This window comes from Micromonospora sp. NPDC049139, assembly GCF_055586845.1.
In genome coordinates this window covers 203,849-225,870 of the sequence record NZ_JBVJHK010000009.1, presented here as the reverse complement: position 1 = coordinate 225,870, position 22,022 = coordinate 203,849, and the positions used below count along the sequence as shown (strand labels likewise).

20 protein-coding genes and 1 riboswitch are annotated in these 22,022 nt (G+C 74.3%); of the genes, 10 read left to right on the top strand and 10 right to left on the bottom strand.

Annotated elements, in window-relative coordinates; genetic code table 11:
- Window positions 1–3: 3 nt before the first annotated feature.
- Both ACZ6Q9_RS18065 and pseB read right to left on the bottom strand, forming a co-directional pair.
- Window positions 4–1,161, bottom strand: a complete 1,158-nt coding sequence (locus ACZ6Q9_RS18065) for a DegT/DnrJ/EryC1/StrS family aminotransferase (RefSeq protein WP_396830212.1) — start codon at window positions 1,159–1,161, stop codon at window positions 4–6.
- Window positions 1,158–2,141, bottom strand: a complete 984-nt coding sequence (gene pseB / locus ACZ6Q9_RS18060; RefSeq protein ID WP_350706545.1) for a UDP-N-acetylglucosamine 4,6-dehydratase (inverting) — start codon at window positions 2,139–2,141, stop codon at window positions 1,158–1,160. Before pseB ends, ACZ6Q9_RS18065 begins: the two co-directional genes overlap by 4 nt.
- 246 nt (window positions 2,142–2,387) lie before the next feature.
- On the opposite strand from pseB, the gene ACZ6Q9_RS18055 reads away from it, so the two are divergent.
- From ACZ6Q9_RS18055 to ACZ6Q9_RS18035, 5 genes are all read left to right on the top strand, one after another.
- Entirely contained in the window at window positions 2,388–2,630 is a 243-nt protein-coding gene (locus tag ACZ6Q9_RS18055) for an acyl carrier protein (protein WP_393452390.1), read from the top strand.
- Window positions 2,611–3,402: an SDR family NAD(P)-dependent oxidoreductase gene (locus tag ACZ6Q9_RS18050; RefSeq protein WP_393452393.1), complete on the top strand. Its 792-nt coding sequence runs from the start codon at window positions 2,611–2,613 to the stop codon at window positions 3,400–3,402. The genes ACZ6Q9_RS18055 and ACZ6Q9_RS18050 overlap by 20 nt, the downstream gene beginning before the upstream one ends.
- A gap of 77 nt (window positions 3,403–3,479) precedes the next feature.
- Window positions 3,480–4,865 carry an AMP-binding protein gene (locus tag ACZ6Q9_RS18045; RefSeq protein WP_396830235.1) on the top strand — a complete coding sequence of 462 codons (1,386 nt, stop codon included), beginning with the start codon at window positions 3,480–3,482 and terminating at the stop codon, window positions 4,863–4,865.
- On the top strand, window positions 4,859–5,911 hold the full coding sequence (locus ACZ6Q9_RS18040) for a LuxE/PaaK family acyltransferase (RefSeq protein ID WP_396830211.1): 1,053 nt from the start codon (window positions 4,859–4,861) through the stop codon (window positions 5,909–5,911). Before ACZ6Q9_RS18045 ends, ACZ6Q9_RS18040 begins: the two co-directional genes overlap by 7 nt.
- Window positions 5,908–7,131: an acyl-CoA reductase gene (locus ACZ6Q9_RS18035; RefSeq protein WP_396830210.1), complete on the top strand. Its 1,224-nt coding sequence runs from the start codon at window positions 5,908–5,910 to the stop codon at window positions 7,129–7,131. The genes ACZ6Q9_RS18040 and ACZ6Q9_RS18035 overlap by 4 nt, the downstream gene beginning before the upstream one ends.
- Window positions 7,132–7,269: 138 nt before the next feature.
- Here ACZ6Q9_RS18035 and pseI read toward each other — a convergent pair whose 3' ends face one another.
- The 4 genes from pseI to ACZ6Q9_RS18015 all read right to left on the bottom strand — a co-directional run bounded on the left by pseI (window position 7,270) and on the right by ACZ6Q9_RS18015 (window position 11,403).
- Window positions 7,270–8,322 carry a pseudaminic acid synthase gene (pseI, locus tag ACZ6Q9_RS18030; RefSeq protein WP_396830209.1) on the bottom strand — a complete coding sequence of 351 codons (1,053 nt, stop codon included), beginning with the start codon at window positions 8,320–8,322 and terminating at the stop codon, window positions 7,270–7,272.
- Entirely contained in the window at window positions 8,319–8,822 is a 504-nt protein-coding gene (locus ACZ6Q9_RS18025) for a GNAT family N-acetyltransferase (RefSeq protein WP_396830234.1), read from the bottom strand. Before ACZ6Q9_RS18025 ends, pseI begins: the two co-directional genes overlap by 4 nt.
- Window positions 8,823–8,848: 26 nt before the next feature.
- On the bottom strand, window positions 8,849–9,988 hold the full coding sequence (locus ACZ6Q9_RS18020; RefSeq protein ID WP_396830208.1) for a glycosyltransferase family 2 protein: 1,140 nt from the start codon (window positions 9,986–9,988) through the stop codon (window positions 8,849–8,851).
- A gap of 89 nt (window positions 9,989–10,077) precedes the next feature.
- Window positions 10,078–11,403 carry a polysaccharide pyruvyl transferase family protein gene (locus tag ACZ6Q9_RS18015; RefSeq protein ID WP_393452408.1) on the bottom strand — a complete coding sequence of 442 codons (1,326 nt, stop codon included), beginning with the start codon at window positions 11,401–11,403 and terminating at the stop codon, window positions 10,078–10,080.
- A 261-nt stretch (window positions 11,404–11,664) separates the two neighbouring features.
- On the opposite strand from ACZ6Q9_RS18015, the gene ACZ6Q9_RS18010 reads away from it, so the two are divergent.
- The 5 genes from ACZ6Q9_RS18010 (at window position 11,665) to ACZ6Q9_RS17990 (ending at window position 16,856) form a co-directional block, all read left to right on the top strand.
- Window positions 11,665–12,945, top strand: coding sequence for an acyltransferase family protein (locus tag ACZ6Q9_RS18010; RefSeq protein ID WP_393267594.1), 1,281 nt, complete (start codon window positions 11,665–11,667; stop codon window positions 12,943–12,945).
- A gap of 189 nt (window positions 12,946–13,134) precedes the next feature.
- The gene (locus ACZ6Q9_RS18005) at window positions 13,135–13,533 is read left to right on the top strand and encodes a hypothetical protein (protein ID WP_396830207.1); all 399 of its coding nucleotides are present in this window, start codon (window positions 13,135–13,137) and stop codon (window positions 13,531–13,533) included.
- Window positions 13,534–13,749: 216 nt separating this feature from the next.
- Window positions 13,750–14,508, top strand: a complete 759-nt coding sequence (locus tag ACZ6Q9_RS18000) for a hypothetical protein (RefSeq protein ID WP_396830206.1) — start codon at window positions 13,750–13,752, stop codon at window positions 14,506–14,508.
- Between the two features lie 288 nt (window positions 14,509–14,796).
- Window positions 14,797–14,938, top strand: a riboswitch (cyclic di-AMP (ydaO/yuaA leader).
- 220 nt (window positions 14,939–15,158) lie between these two features.
- Window positions 15,159–16,004 (top strand): C39 family peptidase, encoded by an 846-nt coding sequence (locus ACZ6Q9_RS17995; protein ID WP_393267586.1) that lies wholly within the window; start codon window positions 15,159–15,161, stop codon window positions 16,002–16,004.
- Between the two features lie 108 nt (window positions 16,005–16,112).
- Complete coding sequence (locus ACZ6Q9_RS17990; RefSeq protein ID WP_396830205.1) at window positions 16,113–16,856, top strand: alpha/beta fold hydrolase; 744 nt, start codon at window positions 16,113–16,115, stop codon at window positions 16,854–16,856.
- 22 nt (window positions 16,857–16,878) lie between these two features.
- On the opposite strand, the gene ACZ6Q9_RS17985 is transcribed toward ACZ6Q9_RS17990, so the two are convergent.
- The 4 genes from ACZ6Q9_RS17985 to ACZ6Q9_RS17970 all read right to left on the bottom strand — a co-directional run bounded on the left by ACZ6Q9_RS17985 (window position 16,879) and on the right by ACZ6Q9_RS17970 (window position 21,989).
- A complete protein-coding gene (locus ACZ6Q9_RS17985) occupies window positions 16,879–18,603 on the bottom strand; it encodes a CDP-glycerol glycerophosphotransferase family protein (protein ID WP_396830204.1) in 1,725 nt (574 codons plus the stop codon).
- Between the two features lie 36 nt (window positions 18,604–18,639).
- Entirely contained in the window at window positions 18,640–20,142 is a 1,503-nt protein-coding gene (locus ACZ6Q9_RS17980) for a D-ribitol-5-phosphate cytidylyltransferase (RefSeq protein ID WP_396830203.1), read from the bottom strand.
- 139 nt (window positions 20,143–20,281) lie between these two features.
- On the bottom strand, window positions 20,282–21,100 hold the full coding sequence (locus tag ACZ6Q9_RS17975) for an ABC transporter ATP-binding protein (protein ID WP_396830202.1): 819 nt from the start codon (window positions 21,098–21,100) through the stop codon (window positions 20,282–20,284).
- Window positions 21,093–21,989, bottom strand: coding sequence for an ABC transporter permease (locus tag ACZ6Q9_RS17970; protein ID WP_393267575.1), 897 nt, complete (start codon window positions 21,987–21,989; stop codon window positions 21,093–21,095). The genes ACZ6Q9_RS17975 and ACZ6Q9_RS17970 overlap by 8 nt, the downstream gene beginning before the upstream one ends.
- Between the last annotated feature and the right edge of the window lie 33 nt (window positions 21,990–22,022).

Sequence of the window (22,022 nt, the reverse complement as noted above, 5' to 3'; positions counted from 1 at the left end):
CCCTCAGGCGGCGGAACGCGCCGTGGCGGCGCGCAGCGCCGTGCCGAGGGCGTCGATGACGCGGTCCTGGTCGGCCTCGGTGAGGTCCGGGAACAGCGGCAGGGACAGCTGCTGCTCGTAGAACGACTCGGCCACCGGGCAGGACCCGCGCCGGTAGCCCAGGTCGGCGAAGACCGGGTGCCAGTGCACGGGGATGTAGTTGACCTGCACCCCGATGCCGGCGGCGCGCATCCGGTCGTACACCTCGCGGCGGCGTCCGTCGAGCACCCGGATCGGGTAGAGGTGCCACGCCGGGGCGGCCCAGGACCGCCGGCCCGGGGTCAGCACGCCGGGCAGGTCGGCCAGCGCCTCGTCGTAGCGGGCGACCAGGCGGGCCCGGCGGGCCAGGAAGTCGCCGAGCCGGCGCAACTGGCTGCGGCCCAGCGCGCAGAGCACGTCGGGCAGCCGGTAGTTCAGCCCGAACTCGTGCACCTCCTGGTGCCAGCCGCCCTCGTCCGGCCAGCGCTGCTCGTCACGCTCCCGGACCAGGCCGATGTTGCGGAACCGGCGCGCCCGCTTCAGCAGGTGCTGGTCGGTGGCGGCGACCGCGCCGCCCTCGGCGGTGGTGAGGTTCTTCGTCGGGAAGAACGAGAACGTGGTCAGGTCCGCCAGCGAGCCGACCGGCCGCCCCCGGTAGGTGGCGCCGATCGAGTGCGCGGCGTCGGCGAGCAGCAGCGCGTCCGTGCCGGCCGTCGCGGCGCGCAGCGCGTCGTAGTCGGCCGGGTGGCCGGCGTAGTCGACCGCGGACACCACCCGGGTCCGGCTGGTCGTCGCCGCGGCGACCGCCGCCGGGTCGAGGGTGAACGTCTCGTCCTCGACGTCGGCGAAGACGATCTTCGCGCCGAGGGCGACCGCGCTGCTGGCGGTCGCCACGAACGTCATGGGCGGCACGACCACCTCGTCGCCGGGACCGACCCCGGCCGCCGCGTACGCCACGTGCAGCGCCGCCGTGCCGTTGGAGACCGCCGCGCAGCCGGCGCCGCCGGTCCACGCCGCCAGGTCGGCCTCGAACCCGTCGACCTGTGGGCCGGTGGTGAGCCAGTCGCTGCGCAGGGCGGCGACCACGGCGGCGACGTCGTCCCCGGTCACCGACTGCCGGCCGTACGGGAGCAGCCCCGTCATGCGGCGATGCCGAGCATGTCGCGCAGGTGCTCCACGCTGAGCCACTCGTCGTTGCTGTCCGACTGGTACGCGAACCCGTCCGGCACCGGCTCGCAGCCGACTGGCGGCTGGTAGCCCCAGGTGGCGATGGTCGGCTGCACGATGTAGCGGTCCTTCGCGCGCAGGGTCCGGCGGCTGTCGTCCGGCGCGATCATCTCCTCGTGCAGCTTCTCGCCGGGGCGGATGCCGACCTCGTGCGTGGTGGCCTCCGGGGCGACCGCCTCGACCAGGTCGAGGATGCGCATGCTGGGAATCCGCGGGACGAACAGCTCGCCGCCCTGCATCTGGTCGAACGAGTCCATGACGAACTGGACCGCCTGGTCGAGGGTGATCCAGAACCGGGTCATCCGCTTGTCGGTCACCGGCAGGCTCTTGCCCTCGGCGGCCAGCCGGCGGAACAGCGGGACGACCGAGCCCCGGCTGCCGACCACGTTGCCGTAGCGGACGACCGCGAACCGGGTCGGGTGCTGCGCGGCGTAGTGGTTGGCCGAGACGAACAGCTTGTCGCCGACCAGCTTCGTCGCGCCGTACAGGTTGATCGGGCTGGACGCCTTGTCGGTGGAGAGCGCGATGACCTTCTTCACGCCGGCCTCGATCGCCGCGTCCACGACGTGCTGGGAGCCGGTGATGTTGGTGGCGATGAACTCCGACGGGTTGTACTCGGCGGTGTCCACCTGCTTGAGCGCGGCGGCGTGCACCACGTGGTCCACCCCGTGCATCGCGCGGGTCAGCCGGTGCCGGTCCCGGACGTCACCGATGAACCAGCGCAGCCGCGGGTCGTCGCCGAGCTGCTGGCGCAGCTCGTACTGCTTGAGTTCGTCGCGGGAGAACACCACCACCCGGGCCGGGTCGGCCTCGGTGAGGACGTGCCGGAGGAACGTCTTCCCGAAGGAACCGGTACCGCCGGTGATCAGAATGGAAGACCCATTCAACTCGCTCAATTGGTGCTCCCGTGGTCGTGGTTGTTTCCGCGGCGACCTTGCCCGGTCGACCGGATCGAGACGCTAGACCCGGCGGGTTAACACCTCGACGCCCTTCGGTGAACGGTCGCCGCGCCTGAAGTGAATGCGGAACACCTTGCAGGCAAACACTTTTCGCCAGTTCAGGGCCAGGTTGAGGGGCCTTCGGCCTCGGCTACACTCGGCCCGCACGTCGAGGCGTGCGGACCAGTTACGGAGGAAATCGCGGTGGAACTTCAGCGACTGAGGGTCGTCTTCCGCGCGGCGTTGGAGCTTTCCGACGACGCCGTCGTGGACAGTCTCGAATATCGCGGAATCGAGAAATGGGATTCGCTCGCGCACATGTCGTTGGTGGCCGCCATCGAGGACGAGTTCGGCGTCATGCTGGACACCGACGAAGTGATCGACCTCAGTTCCTTCGACCGCGCGCGGCTGATCCTGGAGAAGCACGGTGTCGTCCTCACCGACTGACACCGGCACGGCCGCCGCGTCCGGGCCGGGCGCCGGCCGGGACGCGCCTGCCCGTCGGGTCCTGGTCACCGGGTCGACCCGGGGCATCGGCCGCGCCGTCGCCCGGCGGCTCGCCGCGCAGGGCTGCGCGGTCGCGGTGCACGGCCGGCTGCCCGGCTCCGCCGACGAGGTGGCCGCCGAACTGCCCGGCGGACCGCACCTCGCGGTGCACGGCGACGTGGCGGAGCCCGACCAGGTCCGGGCGGCGATGCGTACCGTCTTCGCGCGGTGGCGGGGGCTGGACGCGCTGGTCGTCAACGCCGGGGTGCACGAGGCGGGGCTGCTGGGCTCGGTGCCGGACGAGACGGTGACCCGGCTGTTCGCGGTCAACGCGGCCGGTGCCGCGCACACGCTGCAACAGGGGTCGCGCCTGCTGCGCCGGGGCGACCGGCCGGCGGTGGTGCTCACCGCCTCGCTGGTCGGTTCGGCCGGAGCGGCCGGCCAGGCCGTCTACGCGGCCAGCAAGGCCGCCGTCGAGGGGCTCACCCGGGCCGCCGCGAAGGAGCTCGGTCCGGCCGGGATCCGGGTGAACGCGGTCGCGCCGGGCTTCATCCGCACCGACCTGCTGGCCGACCTCGACGAGCCGGGCCGGCGGGCCCGCGTGGACGCCACGCCGCTGCGCCGGCTCGGCGAGCCGGAGGAGGTGGCCGAGGTGGTCGCGTTCCTGCTCTCCCCGGCCGCCGCCTTCGTCACCGGCCAGGTGCTCGGCGTGGACGGCGGGCTGACCCTGTGACCGGTCTGCCGCACCCCGACGCGGCCGCTCTGCCGTACCCCGACGCGGCCGCTCTGCCGCACCCCGACGCGGCCGCTCTGCCGCACCCCGACGCCCGGCTGGTGGACGCGGCGACCGGCCGGCAGGTCGGGGGCGCCGAACTCGCCGCCCGGGTCGCCGACCTCGCCGCGCTGCTCGACCGGGAACCACCGGGCGTGGTGTTCGCCGCCGCCCCCGCCGAGATCGACGCGGTGCTGCGGATCCTCGCGGCCTGGCAGGCCGGTCGCGCGGTCGCGCTGCTCGACCCGCAGGTCACGCCGGGCGCGTTGCGCGAGCTGGTCGACCGGTTCCGCCCCGCCGTACTGCTCACCGGCCCCGGGCCGGTCGACGGCTACGAGCCGGGCCCGGTCGGCCTCGGCCCGGCCTGGCGGCGCACCGGGCCCGCCGGACCCGCGCCCCACCCCGACCTGGCGCTGCTGCTGACCACCTCCGGCTCGACCGGCAACCCGAAGCTCGTGCGGCTCTCCGGCGCGGCGGTGCGGGCCAACGCGGCGGCCATCGCCACCGCGCTCGGCATCGACGGCGACGAGGTGGCCCCCACCACCCTGCCGCTGCACTACACGTACGGGCTGTCGGTGCTCACCAGCCACCTGCACGCCGGCGCCACCGTGCTGCTGGAGCGCTCCGGCCTCACCTCCCGCGAGTTCTGGACCGCCGTCGACCGGCACCGGGTCACCTCCCTGGCCGCCGTGCCCTACCAGTACGAGATGCTGCGCCGGCTGCGCTTCGCGCCCGCCCGGCACGAACGGCTGCGGACGCTCACCCAGGCCGGCGGCCGGCTGCACCCGGAGCTGGTGGCGGACTTCCACGGCCGGATGGCCGAGGTGGCCGGCCGCCTCTTCGTCATGTACGGGCAGACCGAGGCGACCGCCCGGATGACGGTGCTGCCGCCCGACCGGCTGCCGGAGAAGCTCGGCTCGGTGGGGCTGCCGGTGCCCGGCGGGGCGCTGTCGGTGCGCTCCGACGACGGCACGGAGACGACCGCGCCCGACCGGACCGGCGAGATCGTCTACCGGGGGCCCAACGTGATGATGGGCTACGCCGAGACGGCGGCCGACCTGGCCCGCCCCGACGAACTGGGCGGCGTGCTCGCCACCGGCGACCTGGGCCGGCTCGACGCCGACGGGTTCCTGCACGTCACCGGCCGGATCAAGCGGATCGCCAAGGTGTTCGGGGTCCGGGTCAACCTCGACGACGTGGAACGGTCCCTCGGCCACCACGGGCCGGTCGCCGCCATCGCGGGCGCGGACCGGCTGGTGGTGGTGGCCGAGGGCGCCGACGCCGACCGGCTCGCCCGGATCCGCGCCGAGGTGGCGGAGGCGCTGGGCACCCACTCGTCCGGCGTCCAGGTGCGCGGCGTGGACGCCCTCCCGCTGACCCCGACGGGCAAGCCCGACTACCGCGCGCTGGAGGCACAGTGCTGACCGACGTGTTCACGCTCACCCAGCCCGAGAAGGAACACCGGCTCCGCGACGAACTGGTCGGGCTGCTGGCCCACCACCGCCGCCACTGCCCGCCGTACGCGCGGATCCTGGACGCCCTGGGCGGCGCGGACGGCGACGTCGAGACGCTGGCCGACCTGCCCTGGCTGCCGGTGCGGCTGTTCAAGACCCGCAAGCTGGCCAGCGTGCCGGACGACGAGGTGATCCGGGTGCTCACCTCCAGCGGCACCACCGGCGAGGTCAGCCGGATCCACCTAAACCGGGAGGCGGCGGCCACCCAGTCCCGGATGCTGGCCCGCACGCTGGGCGCCGTGCTCGGCCCGCGCCGGCTGCCGATGGTGGTGGTGGACCGGGCCGGCGTGGTCGGCGACCGGCGCTCCTACTCGGCGCGCGGCGCCGGGGCGCTCGGCATGGTCAACTTCGGCCGCGACCACCTGTGGCTGCTCGACGCCGACGACCGGCCGGACGTCGCGGCGCTCAAGGACTTCCTGGCCCGGCACGGCGACGCGCCGTTCCTGGTCTTCGGCTTCACCTTCATGGTCTGGCGCTACCTCTACGAGGTGGCCCGCGACCACGGACTCGACCTGTCGAACGGGATCCTCGTGCACTCCGGCGGCTGGAAGAAGCTCGCCGACCAGGCGGTGGACAACGCCGAGTTCCGCCGCCGGCTCGGCGCGGACACCGGCCTGGAGCGGATCCACAACTTCTACGGGATGGTCGAGCAGATCGGCACGGTCTTCCTGGAGGGGCCCGACGGCGGCTCCCTCTACTGCCCGGACTTCGCCGACGTCATCGTCCGCGACCCGGTCACCTGGCGGGAGGCGCCGATTGGCACGCCCGGCGTGATCGAGGTGCTCAGCACCCTGCCCACCTCCTACCCGGGCAACGTGCTGCTCACCGAGGACCTCGGGGTGGTGCACGGCGTCGACGACGGGCACTGGCCGGGCAAACGGTTCAGCGTGCTGGGCCGGCTGCCGCGCGCCGAGGCCCGGGGTTGCAGCGACACCTACGTCGGAGGTCAGGCATGACGGTACGGATGAGGTTCCCCGCCGGGCCGGAGGTGCCGGTGGACGACCTGCTGCCCCCGGCCGCCGACCCGCCGCTGACCGTCGGCGACGAGCGGATCGTGGACTTCCTGACCTCGGTCTCCCGGCGGCTGCTGGCCCCGGCGCTGGCCCGCCGCCATCCGGAGTTGGGCTCGCTCGGGTTCTTCCTGCGCCGCCGGGAGTTGCTGCGCGGCGTGGAGCGGCTGCACGCCGGGCTCGAAGACGGGGTGCTCGCCTTCCCCCGGGGCGTGGTGTTCCACATCCCGCCCGCCAACGTGGACACCATCTTCGTCTACTCCTGGGCGCTGTCCGCGCTGGCCGGCAACACCAACGTCGTCCGGGTGTCGCCCCGCTCGGCGGCGGCGGCCGACGCGATCCTGGACGTGCTCAACGACAGCCTGGACGCCGCCGACCCGGTCGTGGGCCGTACCCAGCGCATGGTCACGTACGGCCACGACGACGCGGTGACCGGCCGGCTCAGCGCCGGCTGCGACGTCCGGGTCATCTGGGGCGGCGACCGGGCGGTGACCGCCGTGCGTCGGCACCCGCTGGCCCCCGCGGCGCGGGACCTCACCTTCCCCGACCGCTCGTCGTTCGCGGTGCTCTCGGTGGCCGGCTGGGAGGCCGCCCCGCTCGCCGCCCGGCGGGACGCCGTGGCGCGATTCGCCAACGACGCCTACTGGTTCGACCAGGCGGCCTGCGCGTCGCCCCGGGCGGTGTTCCTGGTCGGCGACGCCCGGCGCGCCGACGCCGTCCGGGCCGAGTTCGTGGCCCTGCTCGGCGTGGCCGTGCGGGAGCGGGGCTGGGACGTGGACGCGGCGATGGCCGTCGAGAAGCGGGTCGGCGCGTACGGGCTGGCCGCCGACGGGGGAGTGGCCCGGATGGTGTTCCACGACAACCTCGTCACCACGCTGGAGCTGGACGGGCCGGCGGCGGCGCCCCGGGAGTGGCTCGGCGCGGGGACGTTCGGCTTCGTCACCCTGGGAGAACTGGCGGAGCTGGCGCCGTTCGTGCGCCGGCGGGACCAGACGCTGACCCACTTCGGGTTCACCCGGTCCGAACTGGTCGACTTCGCCCGGCGGCTCGGCGGCCGGGGCATCGACCGGATCGTGCCGTTCGGCGCGGCGCTGACCTTCGCGCCGGTCTGGGACGGCCACGACCTGCTCCGCGAGTTCGTCCGGCTGGTCACGGTCGCCGACTGACTCCACCCCGGCGGTCGCACGAGGAGGCCGGCGCCCGCCCCGGGCGGTCGCACGAGAAGGGGGGCGCCCGCCGGGCGGTCGCACGAGAAGGGGGGCCCGGTCCGCGCGGACCGGGCCCCCCTTCTCGTGCGGGTGGCCTCAGACGAGGTCCCAGCTCAGCGGCGTCCCCTTCGGCACGTCCCGGGTGAAGGCGCGGCCGAGCACCCGGTCGAGGTCGGCCGGGGGGAGCCCGCCGGCCGGCCGGATCGAGCGCACGACCGCCGCGGTGACCGGGTCGCCGGCCCGGACGTCCTCGACCACCCAGAGGGACCGGCGGAACCGCAGCCCCTCCCGCTCGGTCGGGGTGGGCCCGATCGCGGTGCCGCCCAGCGCCGCCCACGCCCGCTCCGACTCGACGGTGAGGGCGGTCAGCTCCGCCGGCTCCAGCGAGAAGTCCGAGTCGACGCCCCCGTCGGCGCGGCGCAGCGTCACGTGTTTCTCGATCAGGCAGGCGCCGAACGCCACCGAGGCGACCGGGACGCCGATGCCCGGCGTGTGGTCGGACAGGCCCACCGGCAGGCCGAACGTGTCGGCCAGCACGGGCAGCCGGCGCAGGTTGCTGTCCTGCGGGGGCGCCGGGTAGGACGCCGTGCAGGCGAGCAGCACGATGCCGCCGGCGCCGCCCTCCCGGGCGGCGCGGACGGCCGCGTCGATCTCGCCGACGGTGGCCATCCCGGTGGAGATGACCAGCGGCTTGCCGGTGGCCGCGACGAGCCGGATCAGCGGCAGGTCCACCAGCTCCGACGACGCGATCTTGTACGCGGGCGCGTCCAGCTCCTCCAGCAGCTCCACCGCCGTCGCGTCGAACGGCGAGGAGAACACCGTCAGACCGTGCCGGCGGGCCCGCTCGAAGATCGGCGCGTGCCACTCGTACGGGGTGTGGGCGCGGTCGAAGAGCTGCCAGAGGCGCTCGCCGCCCCACAGGTCGTGCCCGTCGGAGAGACGGAACGCGGGGGCGTCCACGTCGATGGTGATGGTGTCCGGCCGGTACGTCTGGAGCTTGAGCGCGTGCGCCCCGCTGGCCGCCACGGCGTCGACGATGGCGAGCGCCCGGTCCAGGCTGCCGTTGTGATTGCCGGACATCTCCGCGACCACGAGGGGCCGCTCGCCGGGGCCGACCGCGTGCGGGCCGATCTTGACTGTCGCCGTCATCTTCCTCTGCTCTTCTCCGTCCACACCACCTGGTGCGGCGTGCCGTCGATGTCCCGCTCGTAGCGCCGGACCTCGCGAAATCCGAAGCGCCGGTGCAGGGCCAGCACCGGCTTGTTGGCGGCCAGCGTCTCGCCGCCCAGCGTCTCCGCCCCGAGGGTGTCGAAGGCGTACGCGATGGCGGCCCGCTCCAGCGACAGCCACGCGGGCAGCAGCTGCCCCCGGGCGTCCAGGCCGTCGACGTCGAGGTAGAAGCCCCAGGTCAGGGCCCGGTCCGGGGCGGTGACCCCGGAGAACGTGACGATGCCGGACGGCACCTCGTCGTGCAGGTGCACCAGCACCCGCCGGTCCGGGTCGACCCGGGCCCTCGCCCACCAGGCGGTGTGCTCGACCAGGCCGATCTCGTGGCTGGTCAGGCTCACCGCCCGCACCTGCGGGTGGTTGCGCCAGAGCAGCATCCGGTGCAGGTCGCCGTCGTCTGCCGGCCGCAGCGGCCCGGCCACCAGCGGCTCGGTCGTCGGAAGCCCGGTCATCGGCGGCTCGCCATCGCGGTGGTCTGGTCCGCCGCCGTCCCGGCCTCCGGGGCCGTCCCGGCCTCCGCCTGGCCGGCCTCCGGCGAGGGGAGGGCCGGCGGGACGGGTCGGCCGCCCCGCACCCGGCCCGCCGCCCGGTGGGCCCGGCGCAGCGCCGCGTACGCGAGGTAGCTGTTCCGCCCGACCAGGCGGTGCTTGAGCCCCGCGACTCCGGCGGGCCGGGAGTAGCCCACGTCGGGCAGGTAGCGGCGGTAGTGCTCGGCGACCCGGCGGAAGAACGCGCGGCGCAACCGCGGGTGCAGCCGGCCGTCGTTGCCCGCCACCACCAGGTAGTGGCTGATCATCAGGGTGAACAGCTCGGCCCGCAGCCGCTCGTCCGGGGCGTGCCGGTCCAGCCAGTCGAAGAGCCGCTCGTACTGATCGAAGGCGTCGAAGTGCCGGCGGCTGCGGGTGGAGGTGATCGCGCCGAGCCGGCCCTGCCGGTAGAGGTAGCAGACCCGGTCCAGTACGGAGATCCGCTCCGCGCCGATCAGCAGCGGGTGGCTGAACGGGATGTCCTCGTACCAGCCGGGGAAGAAGCGCAGCTCCAGCTCGGCCATGAACCCGCGGCGGACCACCTTGTTCCAGGCGGTGTGCTGCACCTTCAGCAGTTGCGGCCGGTCGGCGAGGCGGACCACGCCCGGCACCCCGCGCAGCAGGTGGCTGCTCGCGTCGACCTCCCGCCGGCCGCCCTCGTGCACCCGCAGGTGGTCCAGCATCAGCACGTCGGGCCGGTCCCTGCGCAACCGGTCCAGCACCGCCGGGATCGTGCCCGGCGGCAGCCAGTCGTCGCTGTCGACGAACCAGACGTACGCGCCGGTGGCCACGTCGAGACCGGCGTTGCGGGCCAGGCCGAGGCCGACGTTGTCGGTCAGGTGGACGGTGCGGATGCCGACCCGCCCGGCCGCGTACGACCGCAGCATCTCCCCGCAGCGGTCCGGGGAGGCGTCGTCCACCCCGATCAGCTCCACCGCGCCCGCCTCGCCGGCCGGGATGTCGGCGCGGATCGACTCGAGGCACTGGTACAGGTACGGCTCGACGCCGTACACGGGCACGACGATGCTCAGCAGCGGTGCTTGCGTCGGCTCAATGACCACGCCGACACCATCGACCGCGCGGATGGACGGCCCCGGAACCTCACGTTGCCGGCGAAGGTGGAGTCCCTGAACAGCCGCCCAGCGCCGGGTTAACGGTTCAGGATGCGCTTCACCGGGCCGCCCACCACCCGCTTGACCCGGGTGCGCAGGCGCTGCTCCCGCAGCGTCTCCGCGTCCTGGTGCAGCGCCGCGTTGCGGTCCCGCAGCCACTGGATCCGCTCCAGCAGCACGTCCGGCGCGGTCGCGGTGGCCGGGCGCACGGCGGGCGGGTAGGTGGTGGCCCGCACCCGCGCGTCGAACCGGGCGGCGCTGTCGCCGTCGGCGAAGGCGTTGCCCAGGTCGTGCTTGGCGAGGAAGGCGAGCATGGTCTCGTAGCGTGCCTTGTGGCCGTCGTTGAGCGCCGTGTAGTCCGCCTCGTCGTAGAGCTGGGCGGCGTCGACGTCGGCCGGCACCTCCTTCATCACCCGGTGCGGGATGTCGAAGTACCGGGCCAGCTCCAGGGTGCGCGAGTCGTGCGCGAAGAGGTAGCCGGGCGTGCCGGCGACCAGCGCGGTGATGGTGCCGTGGATCCGGGTGCCGAAGGCGAACTCGAACCCGGAGAGGTAGTCCATCCAGGTCCAGGGGTCGACGAACATCCGCACCTTGTCCTCGGTGAACAGCGGGTGCGAGGTGTGGATGGGGATCGCGCTGGACTTGCCCCGGTCGTCGGGGGCGTCGCCGTAGAGCAGGGTGCCGAGCGTCTTGAGGTCCTGCGGCAGGTAACGCAGGTTCGGGTACCGCTCGTGGTGCCGGGCGATGATCTTCGCCATCGACTTCACGTACGGCGAGATGGTCAGCGCGAGCCGGTCGTCGGGCGCCAGCGCCGCCTTCCGCTTCTCCACCCGCAGGCTGTCGCCGTGCAGGAACATCGACGGGCACCCGATCACGTCGACGGCGGAGAAGCCCAGCGTGCGCAGGTAGCCCTCGGTGATCTCACCCCGTACGCCGATGCTGTGCGACCGGTCGAGCACGGCCCGGACGAAGCGGGTGACGGCGTCGTCGATCGGGCGCAGGTACTCCCGGTCGCCCTTGACGTCGGTCTGCACGCCCACCCCGAGCACCACCACCGGGATCTTCAGCCGTTCGACGAGCTTCGTCATGAGTTCGATGCGGTGGGCATAGCTGCGCCGGAAGGCGTTGGCGAGCGGGACGACGTAGACGTCGTACCGCTCGTTGATCATGTCGGCGTCGCGCGGGTTGACCTTGAACTCGGTCGGGGTGATCTCGGTGGTGCTGGTCTGCAGCAGCTTGTGCGCGGCGTGGCTGAAGACGAGGTTGCCGTTGTTCTCGCCGATCCAGTTCCCCTCGAAGGCCTCCTCGGGGGAGTAGACGTCGAACGGGCCCTTCTTCGCCCGCATCAGGATCCGCTGGTGCATCCGTCCCCGCCTCTCGTCACCTTCGGGTCACGGAATATTAGGCCACCGGCCGACCCCGGCACAGACGCGCGTCACTCTGCCACGCGGAGGGACGGAACCGTCACGCGGTGGACGGGGACGCAGGGGGACATCCGGGGCGGCGGGTAGGGTGCCCGGCGGCGGCGCCTACCGGAGGCCGCCGCGGGCCGTCCTGCGCCGCCCGCCGACGGCCGAGGAGGAGACGTACGTGCTGGTGACCCTGCGGACCGCCGGGCCGCCGGCATGACGGGGGCCGCGACCGTCGCGCCGGAGGCCCGGCCCGCGCCCCCGGCCGGTCGGCTGCCCTCGCTGACCGGGCTGCGCTGGGTGGCGGCCCTGCTCGTCTTCGGCTTCCACGCCGGCACGATGGGGATCATCGCCGAGCCGGACCACCGGGCAGTGGTGAACTGGGTCTTCACCCTGGGCCTGTCCGGCGTGCAGTTCTTCTTCATCCTCAGCGGTTTCGTGCTGGTGTGGTCGGCCCGGCCGACCGACTCCCGCCGGGCGTTCTGGCGTCGCCGGATCGCCAAGATCTGGCCCAGCCACGTGGCGCTGTGGGCGCTCGCCCTGCTGGTCGCGGCCTGGTTCGCCGACCCGGTGGACCGCGGCGTCGCGGTGGAGAACCTCTTCCTGCTCCAGGCGTGGGACCCTCGGCCGGGCGCGTTCTACAGCATCAACACGGTCAGTTGGTCGCTGTCCTGCGAGTTCTTCTTCTACCTCTGCCTGCCGCTGGCGCTGCCGCTGCTCCGCCGGGCCCGGCCGTGGGCACTGTGGACCGTGGTCGTCGCGGTGCCGCTGCTGATCCTGGCGCTCTGGCCGGCCCAGGCCCTGGTGCCCGAGGAGAGCCGTTGGTGGTTCACCCAGATCTTCCCGCCCGTCCGGTCCCTGGAGTTCTGGATGGGCGTGGCCGCCGCCGAGCTGATGCGGCGCGGCCGGTGGCGGGGGCCGGGCCTGCCGGTGGCGAGCCTGGTCTTCGTGGCCACCTGGGTGGTCGCCGCGCAGTGGGTGCGCGCCGAGCTGTGGGCGGCCCTGCTCGCGGTGGCGTACATCCTGGTCATCACCGCGGCGGCGGACGCGGACGTGCGCGGGCGGCGGTCGCCGTGGCGGTCCCGGCCGATGGTCTGGCTCGGCGAGGTCTCCTTCGCCTTCTACCTGGTGCACGTGCTGGTGATGGTGACCGTGCTCCGGCTCACCGGCGACTGGGGCGTCGGGTACCGCGGCTGGTGGGGGCTGGCCGCGGTGCTCGGCTTCCTGCTGGCCAACCTGGCCCTCGCCGGAGCGTTGCACCGCTTCGTCGAGACGCCGATGATGCGGCTGCTCGGCCCGCGCCGCCCGGCCCGGGCGACGCCGCCGGTCGAAGGTGTGGCCGCCCCGCGGCAGCGACCAGGGGAGCGAGCGCCGGCCGTGCCGGGGGAGCGGGGACGCGTCGTGCCGCGCCCCCGGCACGCCGAGCCGGAGGCGGACCGCCGACCGGCGTACGTCGAGTCCCGTGCGACGGCCGGCCGGCCGCGCCCCCGGGCGTAGGACGATCGCGTCCACTGACACAGGTCGACCCGCTGGGGCGGCCGGACCACCCGTCCACCCTGGTCCGTGCGGTCCTCCGGTGGACGGCCGGGCGCGCAGAGCACCGGTCCAAAGGGCCGCCGCGACCGCCGCAGACGGGACACGCCGGGCGGCGATGCGGACCGGTGGCATCGGCGGTAGCGTGGTCGCGTGCTTCCCGTCGCGCTCACCTGTCCCCTGTGGTGGGTGGCGCGGTGGGCCGTGCGGCTGCTGACCGGCCTCGCCGTCGCGGTCGCGTTCGCCGTCGGCGCCGGGGCCCTTCCCGCCGCCGCCTCGGCCCAGGCCGGAGTTTCCGCGACCGACACCTGGGCGCCCCTGGTCCCGGCCTTCCCCGTCACGCTGGCACCCGCCGACCCGCCCGTGGCGGTCACCGACCACCGCGTCCTCTCCGACGGTGCCGCCGTCGACCGGGCCGCCACCGGCCCCGGCCACCCCGCTGCTCCGGCCGACCCGGGTGAGGCCGCCGGGGCCGTCACCCCCGGCCCGGCCCCCGCGCCGGGCGGGCACACCCCCGGCGCGGCCGTCCCCCGGGGCCCGCCGCACGTTTGATCCGCACCATCCCGCGGGGCACGCGCGCCCCGCGACCACGCCCGCCGCACGGCGTAGGAAGGGCTCCTTCCGCTATCGCAGGCGTTGACAGGTGCCCGTCCTCCGCTCTCCACCACCCGCGCCCGTCCCGGCGGCGGGACGTGGCACCGCCACGCCCCGCCACCCGGGCGCCGCGTGCGACCCGCTGACGCACTCGCTCCCCGTGAGGTGCCGACCATGGAGACCGTCGTCTACCAGTTCCTGATCGAGGTGCCGCGGGCCGCCGCCATCTGGTCCGCCCTGCTCCTGCTGGCCCTGACCGTGCTCGCCGTGCTGGTCGCCCGCCCCGAGCGGCTCCGTCTGGCCGACGAGCCGGTCGCCCCGCCCGCGGTCGACCCCGTGGCGGAGGCGGCCGACCTGCGCCGCTACGCCGAGGAGGTGGCCGTCGCGGCGGGCCGGGCCGCCCGCACCGCCCGGCGGTGGCGGGCCGACTGGCTCGCCGCCCAGGAGGAGGCCGACCGGGCCTGGCGGGCGTACGACGAGGCGGAGACCGCCGCCCGCCGCCTCACCGGGGCCGCCGCCCTGCCCGCCCCGCGCACGCCGCGCACGCCCGCCGAGTACGCCGCCCGCGAGCGCTGGCTGCACCATGCGGCGGTGGCGGCCCACTGGCGCGGCGACCTCTCCACCCGCCAACTCCGCGAGGTGTTCGGCCGCCGGGCCGGCTGGGATCCCCGCCGGCACCCGGTCGAGCAGGAGATCGCGCTGGCCCGGGCGGTACGCGACGCGAAGCGGGCCGCCCACCGGGCCGCCGCCGAGCGGGAACGGGCGGCGTGGCGGGACGCCGACCTGGCCGCCGAGGCGGCGCGGGCCCTGGCCGGGGAGGCGTACGCCGCAGCGGTCCGGCTCCGGCCGGGCCGGCTCCCGGCGGCCCGGCCGGTGTCCGCCGGGCGTCGGCCCGCGCTCGCCGCGCGCTGGCGGCCCGCGCGGGTGGGCTGACACCGCCGGGCAATTTCGTGACGCCGGTCATAGCGGCGCCGAACCGGTCATCCGGCGCGGCCCGGCCGATTCCCGCCGACGATTCCGCGCCGATGTCCGCCGCTCGTCCGGTTGTCGACGCAAGGTGCGTCGGGAAACGGTCGTCCCATTGAGTCGCGTCAGTGCCGAACTGACCGCAAAAAAAGTCCGAAGATCAAGGTTTAGGCAGGTGGGAGCGGGTTGGCAGGGCGCGGGCCGGCCAGTAGTGTCGGCCCGTCCGGTGCGGTAACCGATCGCAAGAGGCGACGCCGCGCCGACCCGCCTAATCGTGAACAGGCGAGCCGGGGACCCAGTGCAACATCGGGGTGAATCCGCGGGCCACGGCCCGCGGTAGGGCGTTCTTCCCGCCCGAATCCGTCAGCTAACCCGGTCGGCGGCGTCGGAAGGAGTTCCATCCCCGTGCAGCACCCACCCGCCCCCCGGTCGTTCCGGCGCCTCCACGGCGCCGCGGTGCCCGCGCTCGCCCGTCCGCACGCCGCGAGCTGACCCACCGGTCACCGCCCGTCGCCCGGCATCCCGGGCGCATCCCCTGAGTGGTCCACCACCGCCGGACGCCGTCCGCGCGGTCGGTCCCCCCTGCGCGGACCGGCGGCCGCTCACCCCCCGAGCCCGTGGAGGAAACCGTGAAGCACCACCTCAAGCGTCAGCTCCGTCGCCTCACGTCCGAGCGTCCGTACCAGGTGGCCGCCGCGTCGGCCGCGGCGCTCGTGCTCGCGTCGGGCACCGGCGCGTTGCTGGCCGGCACCGACGAGGCACCCGCCGCCGCACAGGCCCCGGTGGCCGTGAGCGAGCTGCGGGACGGCAGCGTCGCCTCGCGCGGCGACGCCCGCGTCGCGACCGCCCCGTCGACCGGCGCCCCGGCCGCGTCCAGCGCCGCTCCGTCGGCCAGCGCCACCAGCGCCGCCCCGAACCCGGATCTGACCCGCAAGCCGGAGCCGCCGAAGCCGCCGAAGGCGAAGTCCCTGGACTACGACTACCAGGCCCAGACCACCTTCTACAACTGCGGTCCGGCGGCCGTCCGGCACGCCCTCAGCGCCGCCGGAATCGCGCGCAGCCAGGACGCCCTCGGCGCCCAGCTGGGCACCGACGAGATGGGCACCGACTCGGCCGAGGACACCACCCGGGTGCTGAACGCGACGGTGAAGGGTGACCCGTACCGGACCCGGATGATCCCGGGCGGTGCCGCGACCCCGGCGCAGATGGACCAGCTCCAGGCCGACGTGGTCGCCGCCATCACGGACGGGCGGGGTGTCGTGGTGAACGTCGCCGGCAGCGCCACCGACACCGACGGCGGCTGGCACTCGTTCCCCGGCGGCCACTACATCGCCGTCGTGGGCTACCAGGACGAGGGCCGGCAGGTGAAGATCGCCGACTCGGCGAACCCGGCGACCGCGTCGTACTGGATGTCCACCATCGCCCTGGCGAACTGGGCTGCCACCCGCGGCTACTCCGCCTGAGAAAGACACCCGTCGGGCGTCGGCTCCCCACCCCGGGAGCCGGCGCCCGATGTCGTCTCCGGGTCACGGCCCTCGCCGGGGCGTACGGCGGGTGGCACACTGCGGCCTATGGCCGACGAATCGGGTGACCGGGACGGCCGGCGCGTCCTGCTGCTGCTGCACGGCATGGGCGCGACCGGGGACGTGTGGCTGCCCTGGGCGCCGCTGCTGGAGCGCCGGTGGGCGGGGCGGTGGCTGGCGCCGGACCTCGCCGGCCACGGCTGGTCGCCGCCGCTGTCGGCGTACTCGTTCGCCGGGCTGGCCGACCGGATCGCCGCGGGGCTCGCGGCGGGGGACCGGCTCGTCGTGCTGGGGCACTCCCTCGGCGGCGTGGTCGGGCTGGCGCTGGCCGCCCGCCGCGCCGGGCTGCCGGTCGACGCCGTGGTCGGGCTCGGCATCAAGGCCGTCTGGTCCCCGGCCGAGCTGGCGAAGGCCGGGGAGTTGGCCGCCCGACCGGTGACCTGGTTCGCCAGCCGGGACGAGGCGGCCCGCCGGTACCTGCGGGTGGCCGGCCTGACCGGGCTCTTCGCGCCGGACCACCCGGTGGTCGAGGCCGGGCTGCGGCAGGTCGACGGCCGCTGGCGGCTGGCGATGGACCCCGCCGCGTTCGGGGTGGGGGAGCCGGACCTGCGGGCCCTGCTGGCGGCGACGGACGTGCCGGTGCTGCTGGCCCGCGGCGAGCACGACCCCATGGTCACCGACGCCCAGCTCAAGGAGCTGGGCGTGCCGGTCGCCACCCTGCCCGGCCTGGGCCACAACGCCCACGTCGAGGCCCCCGAGGCCGTCCTGGAGCTGGTCGACCCGTACCGCTGACCCGCGAGAGGTGCCGGGCCGGTCAGGTGGTGGGGGAGAGGGTCGCCTCGTCCGGCTCGACCGGCAGGCCGGTCCCGCCGACGGCGCGCGGCGTCGGCGCGTTCCAGCCCGCGTCGAGCAGCCGCCGCGCGGCGTCCAGGAACGCCTCGGCGTACGACTCGGCCGGGAAGTCGCCCAGGTAGCGGCGCCGGGTGGCCCAGCGGGCGGCGGCGAGCGGGTCGGTGTCGAGCAGCGCGGCCAGCACCTCGTCCACGTTGGACATGTCGCGGCGCAGCACGTAGCCCGAGCCGGCCAGCGGGAACCGCTCGGCGAACCGGTCGCCCTCGTCGCCCATGTCGGTGACCGCGTACGGCTTGCCGGAGTAGAGGTAGTCGGAGATCACCCCGGACACGTCGGAGACCAGCGCGTCCGAGCGGTTCACGCACTCCGTCAGGGTCAGCTCGCGGGCGGCGGCGCCGAAGACGTGCTGCCGGCCACTCCGGGCCCGGTCCGCGGCCAGCAGCTCCGTGAGCCGGCCCAGCTGCCGCGCCGAGGCCGGGTTCTGCGAGGTGTACGGGTGGGCCCGCAGGATCACCGTCGCGCCCCGCGCCAGCAGCCCGCGCAGCAGCGCCTCGGCCACCGGCAGCGAGCAGTAGTTGGCGTCCGCGTGGTGGCCCGTCCAGGTCGGCGTGTAGAGCACCGTGGGGTTCGGCAGGCCGCGCACCGGCTCCGGGCGGACCTCGATCGACTCGACCTGCGGCCGGCCGACCACCACGAACTTCTCCGCCGGGATGTCCACGCCCGCGCGGGCGTACCGGTCGACGGCGGCCTGACCGGCGACGAAGATCCGGTCGAAGATGGCGGAGACCGGGTTGGCGCTCGGCGCCTTGTCGCTGTCGCCGTGGTGCAGCTGGACGTGGGTGAGCTGGGTGAAGCGGATGCAGTGGCTGTTCTTCGCGCCGTGGTTGACGTAGAACGCCACCCGCAGGCTCGGCACCAGCGCCTCGTCCATCGCCTTCGTCGTCGGGCAGTAGACCACCGGTGCCGTGGTGGCCGCGGCGACGGTGGGCAGGAACTCCGGCTCCCGCACCATGACCAGGAACGGCCGGCCGATCCGCTCCAGGTACGGCAACCACATGGTGACCTGGTATTCCGAGCCGGGCGGGGCGGAGAAGTGGAGCAGGAACTCGGGCTGGTGCCGGCGCAGCGCGCGGGAGACCGCCGACCCGCCGGCCCCCGGCCGGAACCGCCGCCGGGCGAGGTCCAGCCCGACGGCCCCGGCGCCGGCGGCGACCAGCGCGACGGCGCCCAGCGCCACCCCGGCCGGCAGGGTCGCCGCGGCGGCCGCCGCCACCAGGGCGAGCAGCCCCAGCAGGGCGTCGCCGAGGCGCGCGGCGACCAGGGGCGTCCAGGTGCGCACCGGCAGGTTCGCGGCGCGCACCTCCAGGCCGCCGGCGTCCCGCAGCGGCCCGACGAGCAGCACCAGCCCCAGCAGGACCAGCGCCGTCGCGGCCAGCGCGGGGTCGAAACCGGCGTCGAGGCGCCGGGCGTACCCGACCAGGACCGCCGCCGCGACCAGCGCGGTCTCGGCGACGCTGTCGGCGCCCGGGCGGACCCGCCGTTCCCAGGCGGCCGCCGCGAGGGCGGCCACCGCCAGCCCCAGCCCCCAGCCGGTCGCGCCGGTCAGCGCGACGACGAGGAACGCCAGCACCGCCAGGCCGGTGGCCAGGGCGCGGGCGATCAGCTTCCGGACCAGGTCACCACGCATGTCGGCTCCGTTCCCCGCCGTGGCCCGAGACCCGCGTCAGCCGGCGCTGGCCGGGCTGGCGGCCCGCTCGGCCTGCCCCGGCACCGGCTGGGCCGGCACCTCGCCCGGCGCGCGGCGCACGTCGATGACCTGACCGGTCAGGTCCGAGATCAGCACGTCCAGCGAGGCCTGGGCGACGGTCTCGGCGGCGAGCAGGGTGTGCTCCGGCTCCTCGCCGAACGCCTTCGTGCGCATGGGGGTCGCGGTGCGCTCGGGGTTGATGCAGTTGACCCGTACGCCGAACTCGGCCCACTCGTCGGAGAGCGCCTGGGTGAGGTTGACCAGGGCCGCCTTGGTGGAGGAGTAGAGGGCGTACTGGGCGCGACCCCGGGTGTAGGAGCTGGACGTGTAGAGCAGCAGCTGACCCTTGGTCTGCTGGAGGTACGGCAGCGACTGGCGGGCGGCGATGACCGGCCCGACGAAGTTGACCTGGAGCACCCGGTCCATGGTCTCCTCGTCCATCTCGACGAGGGCGCCCTTCTCCAGGATGCCGGCGGTGACCACCACGTGGTCGATCCGGCCGGTGGCCTCGAAGGCGGTCTTCAGCGCCGCCTCGACGTCCGCGGCGCGCTCCACGTGGGTGCCGGTGCTGGAACGGCTGAACGGGAAGACCTGCGCGCCGTAGCGGCGGGCCAGCTCGGCCAGGTCGTGGCCGATGCCGTAGCTGCCGCCGAAGACGACGATGGTCCGGCCGGTCAGCTCCTCGGTGTAGCTGCGGTGGTCGGTGACCCGGGGGGCCTGCGCGGCGGCGAGCTGGAACAGCTTGTCCGCGAGGTGCACGTCGACCGGGTGGGTGACCTTGATGTTCTCGTCGGAGCCGTCGATGACCTTGATCGGCGTGCCCGGCAGGTAGCGCAGCACGACGCCGCAGTCGTCGGTGGCGGCGAAGTGGGGGTCGCCCTCGGCGATCCGGTACGCCTCGCGGATCGTGCCCGAGCGGAACGCCTGCGGGGTCTGGCCGCGGCGCAGCGACGAGCGCACCGGGATGTCGGTGATGCAGTCGTCCTCGTCGACCTGGATGATCGTGTCGGCCGACGGGATGGCCACGTCGACCGCGGAGTACGTCCAGAGCGCGTTCACGCACTCCCGGACGATCCGGCCGCTGACCAGGGGCCGCACCGCGTCGTGGAAGAGGATGTTGCAGTCGCCCTCGCCGACCGCGTCCAGCGCGATCCGGGTGGTGGCGTTACGGGTGTCACCGCCCTCGATGACCTTGGTGACCTTGCGGAAGCCGGCCTTGTCGACGATCTGCTGGGCCTCGGCGACGTGGCCGGTGGCCATCAGCACGATGATCTCGTCGATCTCGGGGGCGGCCTCGAAGACCGCCAGGGTGTGCTCGATGATCGGCTTGCCGGCGATCTTCAGCAGCTGCTTCGGGATGCCGAGACCCAGCCGGGTCCCGGTGCCGCCGGCCAGCACCACCGCCACCGTCCGCGAGGGCCGCCACGGCGCCGGGGTCTCCGGTGTGGCGTCCGGGCCAGTGGTGTGGTCCTGCGTCATTGCCGAATCCTCACTCTCAGGGGTGCGTGAACAGACGGTTCCGCCCGCGCGGCGACCGGATGAACCTTAACGCGCCGACCGCGCCGCCCCAACGGGACGACGCGGTCCGCCGGCATCTCCGTCGATGCCGTCCGGCGCGCTACTTGCCGTTGGCGAACGCCTCGTACGCCCGCAGGACCTCGTCGGTCGGGCCGTCCATGCGCAGGACGCCCGATTCCAGCCAGATCGTCCGCTCGCAGGTGTCCCTGATCGAGGAGAGCTGGTGGCTGACGAGGAACACCGTGCCCGCGCTCTCCCGCAGCTCCCGCACCCGCTGCTCGCTGCGCTTGCGGAAGCCCTTGTCGCCGGTGGCGAGCGCCTCGTCGATGAGCAGCACGTCGTGCTTCTTGGCCGCGGCGATGGAGAAGCGCAGCCGGGCCGCCATGCCGGAGGAGTAGGTGCGCATCGGCAGCGAGGCGAAGTCGCCCCGTTGGTTGATCCCGGAGAACTCGATGATCTCCGGGATCTGCCGCTGCACCTCCGCCGGCGGCATCCCCATGGCCAGGCAGCCCAGCACCACGTTGCGCTCGCCGGAGAGGTCGTTGAGCAGTGCCGCGTTCACGCCGAGCAGCGAGGGCTGTCCCTGGGTGTAGACCGCGCCGCGGTTGACCGGCAGCAGGCCGGCGATCGCCCGCAGCATGGTCGACTTGCCCGAGCCGTTGCTGCCGATCAGCCCGATCGCCTCGCCCCGGTACGCGGTGAAGCTGACCCCCTTGACCGCGTGCACCTCCCGGATGTTCGGCGCCGAGGTGCGGCTGACCATCCGCTTGAGCGCGCCGACCGGGCCGCCGCCCCCGCCGCCGCCCTTGTGCACCCGGTAGATCACGTGCGCGTCGTCGACCACCACGGTCGGCACCCGGTCCTGGACCCGGGGCAGCGTCACCGTCACGTCGTTGGACGACTCGAACTGCTCAACCACGGCCGTACTCCTGTTCGCCCCGCCAGAAGTAGATGAAACCCCCGACGCCCATCACGATCGCCCAGCCCACCGCGGCCAGCCAGAGCTGGAGCACGGAGGAGCTGAGCAGCGGCGCCTGCTCCAGCAGCGCGACGCGGGCCAGCTCGATGTAGACCAGCGCCGGGTTGAACTCGACCAGCCGGGAGGCCCAGCCGGGCAGTTGCTCCTCGAAGAGCGCCACGCTGTAGAGCACGCCGGAGCCGTACATCCAGGTGCGCAGGACGAAGGGCATGACCTGCTTGAGGTCCGCCAGCTTCGCGCCCATCCGGGCCACGGTCATGGTGAGCCCGGCGTTGAAGACCGCCTGGAGGATGATCGCCGGGACCAGCAGCAGCCAGGCGAAGGTGATCGGCTCGCCGGTCACCAGCACGATGGCGATGAGCACCACCATCGAGCCGAGGAGCTGCTGGAACTGGGTGACCGTGACGGCCAGCGGCAGGCAGGCCCGGGGGAAGTGCAGCGCCCGGATCAGGCCCAGGTTGCCGGTGATCGACTGGGTGCCGCTCTGCACGGCGGTCTGGGTGAAGTTGAAGATGAACAGACCGGTGCAGAGGTAGGCGATGAAGTTCGGGATGCTGTCCTGCTTCAGCACCACGCCGAAGATCAGGTAGTAGACCGCCGCGTTGGTCAGCGGGGTGAGCACCTGCCACAGCTGCCCGAGCCGGGCGTTGCTGAACGACGCGACGAGCTTCGCGTTGGCGTACGCGGCGATGAAGTGCCGGTAGCGCCAGAGCCGCCGGGCGTACTCGGCCAGGGGCGGCCGCTCGCCGGCGACCCGGAGCCCGTGGCGGGCGGCCAGCTGCGCCTGCGTGAGGCCGGAGTCGGGGTCGGCCAGCGCGGTGTTGGCCATGGGATGGGCGCTCCGATCTTTCGTGACGACGGA